The following is a 15,529-nucleotide window of genomic DNA, read 5'->3' on the forward strand; positions in this document are numbered from 1 at the left end:
ATGCAAGGCGGCAGGGAAATTGCGACGTGCGTGCTCATTCTACGCCGGGCTCGGCCGGATGCCCTGTGATCTGCTGCTCATCCAGCTTCCATTGCTTCACAGCCACTTCTTTTTTCACTTCTTCCAGGATGTCGATCAGGGTTGCGCGCACCAGGCTATCCAGACTGCCGTCGCGGCGTGCAGCAACATGGCCGATCAGATCGCTGGTCAGCTGATCCAGTCGGGCGCGATGCGTGGGTGCAGTGAGGTCGTCGATAAACTGATCCACCAGTGCGGTGCCGATATCGCGCACGCTCTCGCCGAGCAGGGCAACGGCTCGTGGCCCGGCAACCGGTATGGCGGCCAGCCGTGCGCCGGCCCGAGTGCGTGTCAGGGCATCATCGGTAAGCCGGCCCAGATAATTGCCAAGCGCCTGACGATATTCGCCATGCGTGGCTTCCGCCGCATGGGTGATGCGATCTACCAGAAATTCCACCAGATCGGCTTTGCGCGGTTGCAGCACGCTGTGCTCGATACGCTGCACCAGTGGGCTGCCTTGACTGATTTCCCGCTGCGCGCCTTCCAGCACGTTGATAACCACACGGTCGGAAACTTCTTCCACGAGCACGCGGTAATACTTGATCACGGTCTGGCCCAGCAGCGTATCGCGCAGATCGATAATGCCGAGCCGTTGCAGGCGATAGAGCAGGCTGATCAGGCGCAGTATGCGCAGCCAGCGGAAACCGCCCACCGGAATGCAGCCCAACAGGTCGTACCAGCGCACAAACGGATAGAAGAACCAGCGATGGTACGTGCGCCGGGAGACGGCAACTGCCCAGCTGATCAGAAATTCAGCCAGATAAACGCTCACAAACAGCAGATCATAAAAAACAAAATCCGCATGAATGGTGTCGCGATAAAAGACAAAAAATCCCGGTGCGTGGCGCTCCAGCACCGCCTGAATCAGATGAACTGCAAACAGCCAGTCGAACAGGATCAGTGCCAGATTGGCGATCACCAGTGCGACCATACCCACGTCCAGCAGGAAGCCGAGGCGGTCAAGCAACGGTGAGTGCTTCAGCTTCTCCGGGTGGACGTGGATAGCCATTCAGCGCGCCTGCAGATCGAAGCTTGCCCACACCGGGCAGTGATCGGACGGACGCTCCATGGCGCGAAGGTCGTAATCAATGCCGGTTTCCTGCAGGCGTTCGATCATCGGTGCAGTGGCCAGCACGGTATCAATGCGCAGGCCGCGCCGGGGATCTCTCTCGAAACCGCGCGAGCGGTAATCGAACCAGCTGAAACGATCCGCGCTTTCCGGGTGTTGTACGCGGTAGCTGTCGATCAGCCCCCAGCCGAGCAGGCGCTGAAACCACTCACGCTCTTCAGGCAGGAAGCTGCATTTGCCTTCGCGCAGCCAGCGTTTTCGATTGTCTTCGCCAATACCGATGTCGGTATCCTGCGCGGAGATATTGAAATCGCCCATGACTACCAGCCGTTCGTCGGCGGTGTGGTGGTTGTCGAGATAGGCTTGCAGATCAGCGTAAAAACGCTGTTTGGCCGGGAACTTGATCGGGTGCGCACGGTTTTCTCCTTGTGGGAAATAGCCATTGAGCACCGTCACCGTTCCGCCGTCAGCTGCTTTCAGCCGGCCAATGATCATGCGGCGCTGGGCGTCTTCCTCGTCCGTGGGAAAACCGTACTGGACATCCAGTAGCGGCTCACGGGTCACTAGCGCAACGCCGTAATGGCCTTTCTGGCCAAAATAATAAGCGTGATAACCCAGGTCAGTCACGCTTTCCAGTGGAAAGAGTTCATCAGGTACCTTGGTTTCCTGGAGCCCGATCAGATCCGGTTGGTGTAGCTTGATGAGTGCCTCAAGTTGATGAGGCCGTGCCCTGATCCCGTTGATATTGAAAGAAACCAGCTTCATGCCTTCCTCCATAGTTGCGCGGCTATTGTAGGGACCATCTGCGCGGGCGGCCACCTGGCCGGATTGCTCAGCTGCCGCCCGGCGGGTCAGGGCTGGCGTCCGGCGGGTATTGTTATACTGCTATCACTGGAGGTGATCATGACAGTACGCCCGACCCTGATTTTTTCTCACGCCAATGGATTTCCCGGTGGCAGCTATCGCACTTTTCTGGAGCCTTTCAGCGCGCACTTCGAGCTTGAGGTGGTGGATCGCATTGGGCATACGCCGCAATTTCCGGTCGATCAGGGCTGGATCGGCCCGTCGCGTGAGCTGGAAGCGCTGATGGAGCCTTTGCCCAAACCGCTAGTGGGCATGGGCCATTCCCTGGGGGGCGTGCTGACCTTCATGGTTGCCCACCGGCGCCCGGAATGGTTCAGTGCGCTGGTGATGCTTGATCCGCCGCTGGTCAACGGCTGGCAGGGAGCATTGTTCAATCTGGGCCGGCGGTTGGGCATGATCGACCGCGTATCGCCCGCCGGACGCAGCCTGGGCCGACGTGCACACTGGCCCGACTGGGCCGAGGTGGAGGGTTATTTCAATCGGCGGCCATTCTTTCAGCGGCTGGACCCTCGTTGCCTGGCAGATTATCTGGACGCTGGTCTCGAAGAAGGTGCCGATGGCTGGCGCTTGCGTTATGCTCCGGCCACAGAAGTGGATATTTTTCGTACAACACCGGGCGATATCGGTCGCCTGGCACCATTACGGGGGGTGCCGGGACTGGTGGTTTCCGGCGCATCGTCTGAACCAGCATTCCGACAATGCGCGCTCCGGCATGTGCGCCGCCATGGAATGGTTCATCGAATGGCGCCGGGAGGGCATATGTTCCCGCTGGAACAGCCTGCAGCGGCGTCTGCGATCATTCTTGAAGCGTTGCTGCCGATGTTGGAGGGTGCTACGGATGCGAACTTCGGAGGAACGGCGGGTTGAAGCCTGGGGGCTACCGCTCGCCGGTCGTTACTGGCCGGGGGAAGGGCTGCCGATGCTGGCCTTGCACGGCTGGCTTGATAATGCCAACTCCTTCCTGCCACTTTCAGCCCATCTCTCCCGGCCGCTGTTTGCGCTGGATTTCTCGGGGCATGGCAAATCTGCTGCCCGGCCGTTGAACTCGGTCGTTCATTTCGTTGATAACGTGCGTGATGTGCTGGCCACCGCCGATGCGCTGGGGTGGCCACGCTTTGTGCTGCTCGGGCATTCCATGGGCGCAGGTGTAGCAACCATGTTTGCTGCCACCTTTCCTGAACGCGTGGCATCGCTGGTGCTTCTGGACGGGCTCGGCCCGGCGAGCACACCGGCGGAGGAGGCACCCGCGACACTGCGCAAGGCGGTCCAGGCGATGCAGGGTTTCGGCGCCAAGCGCAAGCCGCGCTATTCGCGAATAGAGGATGCAGTGGCGGCACGTTGTCAGGGCCTGGGCGCGTTGTCGGAAGCGTCATCGCGGCTGTTGTGCGAGCGCGGCCTGGAATCGGGCTTTGGTGGCTGGACATGGCGAGCGGATGCACGCCTGCGGCTGCCGTCGTCGTTGCGGTTGTGCGAGGAGCAGGTGCACGGGTTTCTACAAGCGATCGAGGCGCCAACCTTGCTGGTGGGTGCCGCCGATGGTCTGGAAGGAAGTGGTGCCTTCGAAAGTCGCATTCCCCACGTGGCTGATATCCAGGTAGTGCGGGTGCCGGGCGGGCACCATGTGCATATGGATGACGCGGCCACGGTGGCAGCCGCCATCCGCCCGTTTCTGGCGCGTTGACCGGATTAGTCCCCGCCTCCCGTGTCAGGTCATGGAGGCGGCAGCAAGGCGGGTTATTATCCGCGCTGGATATTGACAGTAACTTTCATGAGTTCGCCGCGATAAAGGCGCCGTGCGTGCGCCCGGCGGCCCATTGCCAGAGGACGTGCCATGAAACTCATCGACGCCGTTGATCTGCCCAGCTATGTCGGCCAGGAGCTGGGTGCTTCCGAGTGGTTCCAGATTGATCAGGCGCGCATCAACGCCTTCGCCGATGCCACCCTGGATCACCAGTTCATTCATGTGAACCCGGAGATGGCGAAACAGACGCCATTTGGCACCACTATTGCCCACGGTTATCTCACCGTGGCATTGCTGCCACATCTGCAAGGCACGATCGAGGGCTTCGTGATGCCCAAAGGCCTGAAGATGGGCATGAATTACGGCTTCGACAAACTGCGCTTCATGGCGCCGGTGAAAGTGGACAAGCGGATCAGAGCGCGCGCGACTCTGCTTGACGCGACCGAGCGCAAGCCGGGCCAGTGGCTGCTGAAGCTGGAATACGTGATTGATATCGAAGGCGAGGACAAGCCGGCGATGATCGCCGAATGGCTGGTGATGTACTTCGTTTGATAAAACGCGGCGCGGCGTCAAAAAGCAGGAGGCGGCGCCGTAACCCGGCACCGGCAGGCGCTGCCACGGGCCAGCGCGGCCGGAAACGCCGAGCTGACTATCGGCACGAGCGGGCGGGGCAGCACAGGGCGGCCAATTTTGTCTCGCTTCGGCCGTTTGCCGTGTTGACGCCATTGCATGTGCACTGGAGGCAGAGATGACCCGCCAATATCGTATTTACGGCCTGGAAATGTCGCCGTATTCGATCAAGGTGCGCAGCTGGTTTCGTTACAAGCAGCTGCCCCATGAATGGATCGGCCGCAGCATGGAACGGATGCCGGAATTTCAGTCGCTGGCACGCCTGCCGCTGGTGCCCTTGGTGCAATGTCCCGATGGCGAGGTGATGCAGGATTCCACCCCGATCATCGAATGGCTGGAGGCCCGCCACCCCGCGCCGCCGACACAGCCGGCATCACCGCTGCTGGCTTTTCTGTCGGCGCTGATCGAAGAATACGCCGACGAATGGCTGAACAAGCCGATGTTCCATTACCGCTGGAGCCGGCCGGCAGATTGCGCCTCCGCCGCGCTGCGGATTGCACGAGAGCAGCTACCAGGCCAGCCGGATGAGCAACTGGCGAATATGGTCGCCTTTCTCCAGCAAAGAATGGTGCCCCGGTTGTCGCTGGTGGGCAGCAGCGCCGAAACCGGCCCGCTGATCGAGCAGTCATTTCGGCAATTGCTGGTGCGGCTGGAGCCGTTGTTGGCGAAACGGGCATATCTGTTCGGAGCACGCCCTTGCCTCGCGGATTTCGGGCTTTACGGCCAGCTGCAACAACTGGCCAGTGACCCCACACCAGCGGCACTGATGAAGGAACATGCGCCGGCCACGCTGGCGTGGCTGGCGCGGATGGACAGCCCGCCAGCGGGAACAGACACAGGCGGCTCGTCGGCACCAAAAGACAATCCACACGCCGACACGGAATTTGATAGCGAAGCGGCGTTGCTGGCCGATCTTGAGCCGCTGCTGCGCGAGCAGGTGCTGGGATACTACCTGCCCTGGGCGCAAGCCAACGAACAGGCTGTAGCGGCGGGCGAGGAACATTTCAGTGTTGCGCTGCCGGGCGGCCTGTTTACCCAGCAGCCACAAAAATACCACGCGCGTTCTCTGGCCATGCTGCGGCAGCGGCGTGCGGCAGTAACAGTGCCACTACCGGATTGGCTGCCTGCGTTCTAGCCCGGCCCGCGGGGGCTGACGGCGGGCTGCGGACGTTTGATCCAGCCGCAGCCGCCTCTGGTCAGGCGCTCTTGGCACGGCCGCTGGCGCTTTGCATCAAGCGGCAGCGGCGCTCAGGCAAGTGAAACGCATGTCTGCCGCTTGCAGGCGTTCGATCAGCCGGTCTTCCAGCGCCATCACCGGGGTGACCACGCCAGTGCGGTGGGGCATACCGGGATCCAGCGCCAGTGACATGGCGGTTTCGGCCAGCATCTTTGCGGTTTCGGAATAGCCCGGATCACCGCCCGCGACTTCACAAACCACTTCCTTGCCCATGCCTTGAGCACGGAAACGTACCTTGAACCAGCTTTTTGCACGCTGCGATTCACTCGGCCCCTGGCCGGGTTCGTGCATCGCCAGCAGGCGCTTGCGCAGTGGTTTGATCTGCGCGCCCAGCACCAGCGCGGCAACGCCAGCGCTGCCGCCGAGCAACCGTGGCAGGCTGTCTGCGGCGGCAAAATGCCCGTAGCGGAAATCCGGGCCGAAATCGGTCAGCGCCCGTGCCGAGCGCCGCACCACCATCGGATCAATGGTCGGCAGCGGCATCAGCCATTGGCGGCTTTCCCCGTCGCGCCGTGGGCGCATGGGCAGTGAGCCAGCTCGCCGGGGATAGGCGTGATTGAGTACCTGGCGCGCCCGCTGTGCTGCTTCACGGTTGGGCCCGGGCCGGCCGAACGCGGTCAGCGCCGAATGCCAGGTGCCACCGGAGAAGCGAGCGGCGGCGGTGACCATGCCGATCATCTCTACCGGGCCGGTGATTTCTCCGCCCACGGCCTGTTGCAGCGCTCGCAACGTGAATAGCGCGCCGGCATCGTGCGGGATGGAATCAAAGCCGCAGCTGTTGACGATGGCGCAGCCCTGCCGCTCGGCTTCCACGTGGTAGTCGGCGATCAGGTTGTGCACGAATTCCGGCTCGCCGGTGAGATCGCAATAATGCGTGCCGGCCTGCACACAGGCGCGCACCAGCGGCTCGCCGTAGTGGACATAGGGGCCGACTGTGGAGATGACCACTTTGCTGCGTTGCGCCACAGCAGTGAGCGTGGCCAGCTGGCCGGCATCGGCCACCATGATGCGCGGCAAGCAGCCATAGCCTGCCTCGCGCAATTCGGCGCTGACGGCTTCAAGCTTCTGTTCACTGCGGCCGGCAATGGCCCAGGCCGTGTCAGGGGGCAAATGTTGCGCCAGGTAATGGGCGCACAGGCCGCCAGTGAAACCGGTGGCACCGAACAAGGTAATGGCAAAATCACGTGAGGATTGCGGCACGCAGGACCTCCTGTCTTGTGGGCGGGGTAGGCGCAAGTGTAACGGGTCGCCCGCACTGGCGCAGCAGATTACAGCGGCGGAGCCCGGCTGCTTGCTCCAGAGCTGGTGGCAAGGCTGCGGGCGGGCCAAAAACGCTTTCTTTTTAATATTTTGCGGTCTGGTCACATTCTGACGTTGGCGCAGGTACGGTATCCTTGCTGTTTCGATCACAGGCTCTCGTGGAAGGGAGCGCGCTTCATCCGCCGCTGGGTAAGCGGGTGAAGCAGAACAAGGGGTTTAGCATGAAACAATTACCCGGCCGCCCTGGGGGAAAGCCGCGTTTGCTGGTGGTCGATGATTCCAGAGTGATGCGCACAGCCGCCCACAAGATGCTCGGTGGCCAATTCGACGTGGTGGTGGCGGAGCACGGCAAGCAGGGCTGGGATGCAATTCGTGCCGATCAGAGCATTCAGGTGGTATTCACCGATCTGTCGATGCCGGAGCTGGATGGCTACGGGCTGCTGGAAAAAATTCGCACTTGCGATGATTCCGGCATCGCCGGGCTGCCGGTGATTGTGGTCACCGGTGCCGAAAACGATGAAGCGGCACGGGAAAAAGCGCTGCGCCTGGGCGCCACTGACTTTATTACCAAACCGTTCAACAGCACCGATTTGCTGGCACGCGCCAGCGCCCACGCGAGTTATCAGCGCGAGCGCCGCACGCTGGAAGCCGCGGTTACCATTGATCCGCTCACCGGCCTGGGTAATGCGGATTATTTCATGGGCCGGCTGAAACAGGATCTGGCGTTCGCGGCACGGCATCGCCATCCGTTATCGGTACTGCGCCTGGAAGTGGATCATTTCAACAAGTTATTTATCCGCGCCGGCAAGCAGGCGGCCGATGCCATGCTGATGCGGGTGGCCGAGGTGATATCTCGTCTGATTCGCAAGGAAGACACTGCGGCTCGAATCGGCGTGGCGCAATTTGCCGTGAGCCTGCCCAGCGCTGATGTTGATGGCGCCAGTGTATTTGCCAATCGGCTGTGGCGGCAGGTGCGCGAGGCGGAGTTGCTGCATGAAGGGCGGCGGTTGCCGCTGACAGTATCCATTGGCGTGCTCTCGCCATCGCCACATCCGGGTCAGACGGCACGCACGGTGCTGGAAGAAGCAGCGCTGGTGTTGCGCACCGCCCTCCAGGCCGGTGGCGATCAGGTAGTGACGCCCGCCGGCGTACGCCGCGGTTTGCCGGGACAGCCTTTGCAGCCGGCCAGTGAACCGTTCGCGCCGCCGCCGATCAGTGTCGAGCAGGCGCTGGCGATGCTTGCCAGTGGCCGCCGCGATGACGTGGCCCGGCATCTTTCGTCGTTGCGCGAGCAACTGGCGCCGTTGCTGGAAATGCTGGAAAGTAAACCGCAGTGAGATGAGCGGGAGCCACGCCATGCAATTGCAGCGATGCCGCAGCTTCGCGGTGCCGGCCACGCGCCTGTTTCAGGTGCTGACCAGCAAGCCGTTTTTTGATGCACGGCACGCAATGTCGGGGGCGAGCCAGTACCGTTACGACGCCTTCGGCCCCACCGAGCGCGGTTTGCTGGTGCGTATTATTCGCGAGCTGGATCTCTCGGCCAAGCCGTTGCCCGGCTTTGCGCGCCGCTTTGTCGGCGAATCTGCCGCGCTGACCATGGAATTTCTCTGGACGCACACCCAGGCGCCGCCTTACCGCGCCGAGCTGCGTTGCAGCATCGGACGTGTGCCGGTGCAGGTGCATGGCCATATGACCATCGCTGACGAGGGCGGCGAGGCGCTGCAAACGCTGGCGTTGACCATAGACAGCAGCGTGCCGCTGGTGGGCAGCAAGCTGGCCGCAATCGTGGCCGCGCAACTAGACAAAGGATTGCAGTCGGATTACCGCGCCACGCTGGCATACCTGCAAGCGAATCCCTGAAACCTACCGCCGTATTTTTTCTGCCAGCGGCAGCATGGCGCGCAGGGCATGGCGTGGCCGCCAGCGCTTGCGGCGCCAGAGGTGTTTCAGGCCGGGTTGCGGCAAGATCAGAAAGTCACCCGCGTCGATGCCGCGAAAAATCCGCGCTGCCACTTCTCCTGCGGTGTAGCCGTGCTGATCGAGCAAGTGTTCAAAACGCACACGGCTGACCGGGTCGGGCGAGCGCAGCGATTCGGTGAGGTTGGAGCGAAAAAACGACGGGCAGGCTACGGAGACACGAATCCCCAGCGGCGCCAGCTCGCTGTGCAGGCTCTCCGATAGCGCCACGATGGCGGCTTGCGTGGCGCTGTAACTGCTCATGCCAGGTGCAGGCGCCAGCGCGGTCATGGCGGCAATATTGATAATATGGCCCTTGCCCTGACGCTTCATGGCGGAGACGGCGGCGCGGCAGGCGCGCACCGTGCCCAGCAGGTTGGTGTCGATCTGTGCTTGCCAATCGCCCTCGGCCAGTGTCTCGAACAGGCCGGCGCTGGCGATGCCGGCATTGCTCACCAGCACATCCAGCTCGCCCCAGCGGCGCACCACACGATCCACCGCCTGACGCACGTCGCCATCGCGGCGCACATCGCAGGCCAGATGCAAGTGTTCGACCTGCAAGTCTGCGAGCATGCGGCAGACTTCTTCGCAGCGCACCGAATGGGTGTCGGCAATGGCGACGCGGTAGCCGCGCTTGGCTGCGGCTTCCGCCAGAGCGCGGCCCAGGCCGGAGGCGCCGCCGGTAATCAGAATGCTTGGCGCAGGGTGGCTCATTCACAGCGTCCTGTAGGCAAATTTAGGTGTTGGCGGCTTCGGGCTCGCGCATCAGCACATCCTGTTCCCCTTCGCTGCGGGCAATCAGCACCGCTGCCACGCCGTCGCTCCAGACGTTGACAGCGGTCCGGCACATATCCAGCAAACGGTCGGTCACCAATACCAAGCCGATGGCCTGCGCAGGCAGGCCGACGATACCGAGGATCAGTGTAATGGCCACCAGGCTGGCAGCGGGAATGCTGGCCACGCCAATCGAGGTGAGCAGGGCAGTAAAGACGATCATGAATTGCATACCGAAACTGAGCTCAAGGCCGTATGCCTGTGCGATGAACAGCACCACCATGCACTCGTACAAGGCGGTGCCGTCCATGTTGATGGTGCAGCCCAACGGTAGCACGAACGAGGTAGTACGCTTGGAGACCCCCGCACGGTGGCGAATGCTTTGCATGTTCAGCGGCAGCGCAGCAGCGGAGCTGGCGGTGGAAAATGCTGTCAATAGCGCCGGCGCCATGGCCCGCGCCAACCGTAGCGGCGACCGCTTGGCGAGCACCCGCACCAATAACGTAAGGGCCACAGCGGAGTGGAGCAGCAGAGCCAACAGCACGCACAGAAAAAACCATAACAGCGGCTGGATTGCCGCCAGGCCAGTGCGGGTTACCGTCGCGGCGATCAGGCCGAACACGCCAATCGGTGTGAAGCGAATGATGAACATGGTCAGTTTGATCATGGTCTGATACAGGCCGTCGATGGCGTCACGCAGCGCCTGCCCGGAGTTACCCGGCACCTGCCGCAGGAAGTAGCCGAACAACAGCGAAAAAACGATCAGGCCAAGTAGCTGCCCTTTGACGGCGGCTTCAAGCAGGTTGGCGGGAAGCAATTGCAGGATGACGCCGGCAAAATCACCAGCTCCCCGGCCTTCGATGCGCGCCAGCACTTCGGCGGTATTATCCGCCAGACCGAGACGATCACCGGCGGGCTCGCCGTTGATAACCCCTGGCGTGAAGGTATTGGCCACCGCCACCCCGATCAGGATCGCGATCAGGCTGGTGGTCATATAGTAAGCGACGGATTTGCCACCCAGACGGCCGAGATCCCGGCCTTCGCCCAGATTGGTCAGGCTGCTGATCATGGCGCTGGTGATCAGCGGCACCACGATCATTTGCAGGCCGTTGATGAATAACTGGCCGATGGTGTCGTAGACAGCGATGACTGGCACGCCGAAAATCTGGCTTTCGAGCGTGGTGAACGCACCGAAGAGCGCAGCGACGGCCATACTGATGAATATCTGGTTGTGCAGTTTCACCCACTGCTCCCTGTGCTGTATTTTTCGAATTCTCGCAGGCGCGGGGCGCTACCACGGTGTCCTGCGATGTTAAAACAGGCGGGGTAAGCATAGGCAGACCGTAGCGCCCCCCGCAACCGGCGATAACGCCCGGCAGGGTGTGACAGGAGCGTAACGATGCAGCAGGCACCCGCACTGGTGCGCCTTGATGAAAATATGATTCCCGCCTTGCAGCAGCTCGCTGCCGATATCTGGTGGGCGCATTATCCGGGCCTGATCAGCGACGAGCAGATCCGTTTCATGTTGGCGGAAATGTATTCGACGGTGCGCTTGCAGGAGGAAATGGCGGCCGGTGTGTACTACGGCGGTGTGCAGGCCGATGCAGCACTGTGCGGGTATTTCAGTGTCCGGCTGGATGCCGAGCACCGGGCGCAGGCATGGCTGGACAAGCTTTATCTGAGCCCGGCCTGTCATGGCCGTGGCTGGGGCCAGTGGATGTTGCAGCAGGCGGCGGCCTGCGCGTGGCAGTTGGGGGCTGATCGCCTTGATCTGCGCGTGAACCGGCATAATAAGCGGGCCATCGTTGCGTATGAGCGGGCTGGCTTTGTGAAGGTTGGCGAAGACTGTGCCGAGATTGGTAACGGCTTTGTGATGGATGACTTCCTGTTTGCCCTGTGTCGCCCGGGGCTGGCGCTGTCCCGCTGACGGTTGCAGTGCGGGGGGGGCGCCTGCTATTCCAGTTGTGACAGCAAATGGCGCGCGGCGGCCGGCTCGACTTTCTGAATGGACAGGCGGCTGCGGTTGATCAGTTCCATATCACTCAGCGCCGGGTCTGCCTTGATGGCGCTGAGCGGCACAGGGTGTGGAAAGTGCCGCAGGTAGCGCAGGTCCACTCGCAGCCAGCGTGGCGCGTCAGCCGGGCTGCGCGGGTCATGGTAGGGTGACTCTGGATCGAACTGGGTCGGGTCCGGGTACGCTTCACGGCTTATCTGGGCCAGGCCGACAATCGCCGGCACCTTGCAGCTGGAATGGTAGATGAACACCTTGTCGCCTTTCCTGACCTCGTCGCGCAGCCGGTTGCGGGCCTGGTAATTGCGAATGCCTTCCCAGGGGGTCTGGCCGTCGCGCTTGAGGTCATCGATGCTGTAGGCATCAGGCTCGGTCTTGAACAGCCAGCGAGGCATGGGGGTTTCTCCGACGGTGAGGAGAGCCCATGATAACGCAATGGCGCCGGGCTGCGTGGCGTCACGGCGAGTGGTTTGTGTTACGCTTGCGCGCGCCGGTTTTGCAATCACCGGCGCGTTCTCACACACCTTGATTTATCCTGACCGGCGACCAGACGATGACTATCTGCGCAGAGGAACAACAGCAGGCCAGCCAGGTGCTGGCCACCGTGCGTGATTGCCTGCGCTGGGGGGAATCGGCACTGCGGCGCGGCGAGGTGTTTCTGGGCCACGGCACCGACGATTACGGCGACGAAGTGCTCGGCCTGCTGCTGCATGTGCTGGCGCTGCCATGGGACTCCGATCCGCGCCTGCTGGATGCACGCTTGCTGCCGGCGGAGATCGAACGCTTTGTCACGCTGATGGTGCAACGCGTGAATGAGCGGCGGCCGGCGGCCTACCTGACCGGCCGCGCCTGGTTTTGCGGCCTGGAATTCAAGGTGGATGAGCGCGTGCTGGTGCCGCGCTCGCCCCTGGCCGAGTTGATCGAGCAACGCTTCGAGCCCTGGCTGGTGCCGGAGCAGGTAAGCCGGGTGCTGGATCTGTGCACCGGCAGTGGCTGCATTGCGATTGCCACCGCGTTTGCCTTGCCCCAGGCAGAGATTGATGCCACGGATATCTGCGAAGAGGCGCTGGCGGTTTGCCGCGACAATATCGAGCGTCACGGGGTGGAGCAGCAGGTACGTGCCCGGCAGGGCGATGGGCTGGCGGCGGCGAAAGGCCAATATGATCTGATTATTTCAAACCCGCCTTATGTGGACGCCGCTGACATGGCCAGCCTGCCTGACGAGTATCGGCATGAGCCGGTGCTGGCGCTGGCGTCTGGTGCCGACGGACTGGATTTTACCCGGCGCCTGTTGCGTGATGCGCCTGATCACCTCAGCGAGCAGGGCATCCTGATTGTCGAAGTCGGCAACAGCTGGGAAACCATGCTCAATATCTGGCCGGAAGTACCGTTCTTCTGGTTTGAATTCGAGCGCGGCGGGCATGGCGTGTTCATGTTGACGCGGGAACAGCTGCTTGCGCATCGGCACAGCTTCAGCGCGCAAACGCCGGTACAATAACGGAACAGATTTTACCTTGCGATCCTGTGGCAGCACCACAGCGCGCACTGACAGACGGATACGGAATATTATGGCAGGCAACAGCTTTGGCGAACTGTTTCGCATTACCACCTTTGGTGAGAGCCACGGCCCGGCACTGGGTGCCATTGTCGATGGCTGCCCACCGGGGCTTGAGCTGAGTGAAGCCGATCTGCAAGGCGAGCTGGATCGGCGCAAGCCGGGCACCAGCCGCTACACCACCCAGCGCCGCGAACCGGATCAGGTGAAAATACTCTCCGGCGTGTTTGAAGGGCGCACCACGGGCTGCCCGATCGGCCTGCTGATCGAAAACACCGATCAGAAATCGAAGGATTACTCCGATATTGCTCGCACTTTCCGGCCGGGCCATGCGGACTACAGCTACACGCAAAAATATGGCGTGCGCGACTATCGTGGTGGCGGCCGTTCGTCTGCCCGCGAGACTGCCATGCGGGTTGCCGCCGGGGCCATCGCTCGCAAGTTTCTGGCCGAGCGGCTAGGCGTGAAAATTTACGGTGGTGTAGTGCAGATCGGTGATGTTCGCGCACAGCAGTTCGACTGGAGCAGTGTCAACGACAACCCGTTTTTCTTTCCTGATGCGGCGCAGGTGCCGGCACTGGAAAGCCTGATCAATACGCTGCGCAAGCAAGGCTCTTCCATCGGCGCACGGGTGACGGTGTTTGCCGAAGGCGTACCGGCCGGCTGGGGCGAGCCGGTGTTTGACCGCCTGGATGCGGATCTTGCCAAGGCGATGATGAGCATCAACGCGGTGAAAGCGGTAGAGATCGGTGACGGCTTTGCGGTAGTGGAACAGCGCGGCGAACAGCACCGCGATGAAATCACACCGGACGGTTTTCTGAGCAATCAGGCGGGCGGTGTGCTGGGCGGCATTTCCAGCGGGCAGACCGTGCGCGTGTCGATGGCGTTGAAACCGACCTCCAGTATTCTGATTCCGGGGCGCTCCATCGATATTGACGGCGTGCCGACGGACGTGGTCACCAAGGGCCGCCATGATCCTTGCGTGGGCGTGCGCGCCACGCCGATTGCCGAAGCAATGCTGGCGCTGGTGCTGATGGATCATTATCTGCGCCAGCGCGGCCAGTGCGGCGAGGCACCCCCGGCGCTGACGCCAGTGCCCGCTGGCCAGGAATAAACACGGGCCGGCGCGCCTGCGCCGGCTGGCTGCCGTATTGCTTGCAGGCGCACTGCCGTGAATGACATGCCTTATTACTGGCGCCTCTCCGGGTTTTACCTCTGCTATTTCGCGTTGCTTGGCGTGCTGGTGCCTTACTGGAGCCTGTACCTCAAGGAAGGCGGCTTCTCGGCGGCTGAAATCGGCTTGCTGATGGCTCTGCCGCAGATCACCAAGATCGGCGCACCGAATCTGTGGGGCTGGCTGGCGGACGCGACCGGGCAGCGGCTGCGCATTATTCGCGCCGGCAATCTGCTTGCTGCGCTGCTGTTCACGGGCGTGTTCTTCGCGGATACGTTCTGGCGCATGTTCGCTGTGCTGGTGGCGTTCAGTTTTTTCTGGAATGCGGTACTGGCGCAATTTGAAGTCATCACCCTCAGCGCGCTGGGGCGCCACAGCGACCGTTACGGCCTGGTGCGGCTGTGGGGCTCGGTGGGCTTTATCGTCACCGTGGTGGTGCTGGGCCGCGTGCTCGACAGCGCGCCGGTGTCGCTGGTGCCCTGGGTATTGCTGGGGCTGCTGTGGGCCATCTGGTTGTGCACCTTGAGCGTGCCGGATCAATCCGCTGCGCAGGCCGCCACGCAGCGCGAGCCGCTGCTGGCCGTGCTGCGCCGGCCGGGGGTGCCGATCTTCTTTCTGTGCGCTTTTCTGATGCAGGCGTCGCACGGGCCTTATTACACCTTCTACACGATTCATCTGGTGGACATGGGTTTCAGCCGTGCGCTTGCAGGGCAGCTGTGGGCCTGGGGTGTGGTGGCCGAAGTCGGCGTGTTTCTGCTGATGCATCGGTTGCTGGCGCGCTTCTCGCTGGTGGCGCTGATCCGGGCCAGTTTGCTGCTGGCTGCGCTGCGCTGGCTGATGATCGGCACACTGGCAGAGTATCTGCCTGCGCTGGTGCTGGCGCAGCTGCTGCATGCGGCCAGCTTCGGCAGTTTCCATGCGGCCGCGATGGCCTGGCTGCATCGCAGCTTTCGAGGTGGCCAGGCGGGGCAGGGGCAGGCGCTTTATTCCAGCCTCGGGTTCGGCGCCGGCTGGGCAGTGGGCGCGACACTGGCCGGGCTGCATTGGGATGAGCTTGGCGGGGTGAGCTTTTTGCTGGCGGCGGCTGCCGCGTTGCTGGCCGCCGTACTGGCATGGTGTGGCTTGCGTGAGCCTGCGGCGCAGCGAGCGTCGGTTGAGCGCGAGCCTCTTGAAACGTAAG

At 62.4% G+C, this 15,529-nt stretch carries 16 protein-coding genes; 10 read left to right on the top strand and 6 right to left on the bottom strand.

Translation table 11 applies throughout. The features are described 5' to 3' along the window. Positions 1-34: 34 nt before the first annotated feature. Positions 35-1,087: an ion transporter gene (locus MU846_RS00350; RefSeq protein WP_246947105.1), complete on the bottom strand. Its 1,053-nt coding sequence runs from the start codon at positions 1,085-1,087 to the stop codon at positions 35-37. Then, positions 1,088-1,912, bottom strand: a complete 825-nt coding sequence (gene xthA, locus MU846_RS00355; RefSeq protein ID WP_246947107.1) for an exodeoxyribonuclease III — start codon at positions 1,910-1,912, stop codon at positions 1,088-1,090. A 138-nt stretch (positions 1,913-2,050) separates the two neighbouring features. On the opposite strand from xthA, the gene MU846_RS00360 reads away from it, so the two are divergent. The 4 genes from MU846_RS00360 to MU846_RS00375 all read left to right on the top strand — a co-directional run bounded on the left by MU846_RS00360 (position 2,051) and on the right by MU846_RS00375 (position 5,517). After that, entirely contained in the window at positions 2,051-2,878 is an 828-nt protein-coding gene (locus tag MU846_RS00360; protein ID WP_246947115.1) for an alpha/beta fold hydrolase, read from the top strand. Then, complete coding sequence (locus MU846_RS00365) at positions 2,850-3,692, top strand: alpha/beta fold hydrolase (RefSeq protein ID WP_246947117.1); 843 nt, start codon at positions 2,850-2,852, stop codon at positions 3,690-3,692. The genes MU846_RS00360 and MU846_RS00365 overlap by 29 nt, the downstream gene beginning before the upstream one ends. 150 nt (positions 3,693-3,842) lie before the next feature. After that, entirely contained in the window at positions 3,843-4,304 is a 462-nt protein-coding gene (locus tag MU846_RS00370; RefSeq protein WP_246947119.1) for a MaoC family dehydratase, read from the top strand. A 196-nt stretch (positions 4,305-4,500) separates the two neighbouring features. Further along, positions 4,501-5,517, top strand: coding sequence for a glutathione S-transferase family protein (locus MU846_RS00375; RefSeq protein ID WP_246947121.1), 1,017 nt, complete (start codon positions 4,501-4,503; stop codon positions 5,515-5,517). Between the two features lie 96 nt (positions 5,518-5,613). Here the strand turns inward: MU846_RS00375 and MU846_RS00380 are convergent, their stop codons facing one another. Beyond that, positions 5,614-6,819 (bottom strand): saccharopine dehydrogenase family protein, encoded by a 1,206-nt coding sequence (locus tag MU846_RS00380; protein WP_246947123.1) that lies wholly within the window; start codon positions 6,817-6,819, stop codon positions 5,614-5,616. A 281-nt stretch (positions 6,820-7,100) separates the two neighbouring features. On the opposite strand from MU846_RS00380, the gene MU846_RS00385 reads away from it, so the two are divergent. Both MU846_RS00385 and MU846_RS00390 read left to right on the top strand, forming a co-directional pair. Beyond that, positions 7,101-8,216, top strand: a complete 1,116-nt coding sequence (locus MU846_RS00385) for a GGDEF domain-containing response regulator (RefSeq protein ID WP_246947132.1) — start codon at positions 7,101-7,103, stop codon at positions 8,214-8,216. 19 nt (positions 8,217-8,235) lie between these two features. After that, positions 8,236-8,739, top strand: coding sequence for a DUF2505 domain-containing protein (locus MU846_RS00390; protein ID WP_246947134.1), 504 nt, complete (start codon positions 8,236-8,238; stop codon positions 8,737-8,739). Between the two features lie 3 nt (positions 8,740-8,742). Here MU846_RS00390 and MU846_RS00395 read toward each other — a convergent pair whose 3' ends face one another. Both MU846_RS00395 and MU846_RS00400 read right to left on the bottom strand, forming a co-directional pair. After that, positions 8,743-9,549 carry an SDR family NAD(P)-dependent oxidoreductase gene (locus MU846_RS00395; RefSeq protein WP_246947136.1) on the bottom strand — a complete coding sequence of 269 codons (807 nt, stop codon included), beginning with the start codon at positions 9,547-9,549 and terminating at the stop codon, positions 8,743-8,745. Between the two features lie 22 nt (positions 9,550-9,571). Continuing rightward, the gene (locus MU846_RS00400; protein ID WP_246947138.1) at positions 9,572-10,852 is read right to left on the bottom strand and encodes a dicarboxylate/amino acid:cation symporter; all 1,281 of its coding nucleotides are present in this window, start codon (positions 10,850-10,852) and stop codon (positions 9,572-9,574) included. 156 nt (positions 10,853-11,008) lie between these two features. On the opposite strand from MU846_RS00400, the gene MU846_RS00405 reads away from it, so the two are divergent. Continuing rightward, positions 11,009-11,536, top strand: a complete 528-nt coding sequence (locus MU846_RS00405) for a GNAT family N-acetyltransferase (protein WP_246947140.1) — start codon at positions 11,009-11,011, stop codon at positions 11,534-11,536. A gap of 26 nt (positions 11,537-11,562) precedes the next feature. Here MU846_RS00405 and MU846_RS00410 read toward each other — a convergent pair whose 3' ends face one another. Beyond that, positions 11,563-12,015, bottom strand: coding sequence for an EVE domain-containing protein (locus MU846_RS00410; RefSeq protein WP_246947142.1), 453 nt, complete (start codon positions 12,013-12,015; stop codon positions 11,563-11,565). A 158-nt stretch (positions 12,016-12,173) separates the two neighbouring features. Here MU846_RS00410 and prmB point away from each other — a divergent pair, with 158 nt between their 5' ends. From prmB to MU846_RS00425, 3 genes are all read left to right on the top strand, one after another. Then, positions 12,174-13,118: a 50S ribosomal protein L3 N(5)-glutamine methyltransferase gene (gene prmB, locus MU846_RS00415; protein WP_246947144.1), complete on the top strand. Its 945-nt coding sequence runs from the start codon at positions 12,174-12,176 to the stop codon at positions 13,116-13,118. A 70-nt stretch (positions 13,119-13,188) separates the two neighbouring features. Further along, positions 13,189-14,289: a chorismate synthase gene (gene aroC / locus MU846_RS00420; protein ID WP_246947147.1), complete on the top strand. Its 1,101-nt coding sequence runs from the start codon at positions 13,189-13,191 to the stop codon at positions 14,287-14,289. A 66-nt stretch (positions 14,290-14,355) separates the two neighbouring features. Then, positions 14,356-15,528, top strand: a complete 1,173-nt coding sequence (locus MU846_RS00425) for an MFS transporter (protein ID WP_246948236.1) — start codon at positions 14,356-14,358, stop codon at positions 15,526-15,528. Position 15,529: the final 1 nt, after the last annotated feature.

The organism is Alcanivorax quisquiliarum, from assembly GCF_023051175.1.
Taxonomy (GTDB): Bacteria; Pseudomonadota; Gammaproteobacteria; order Pseudomonadales; family Alcanivoracaceae; genus Isoalcanivorax; species Isoalcanivorax quisquiliarum.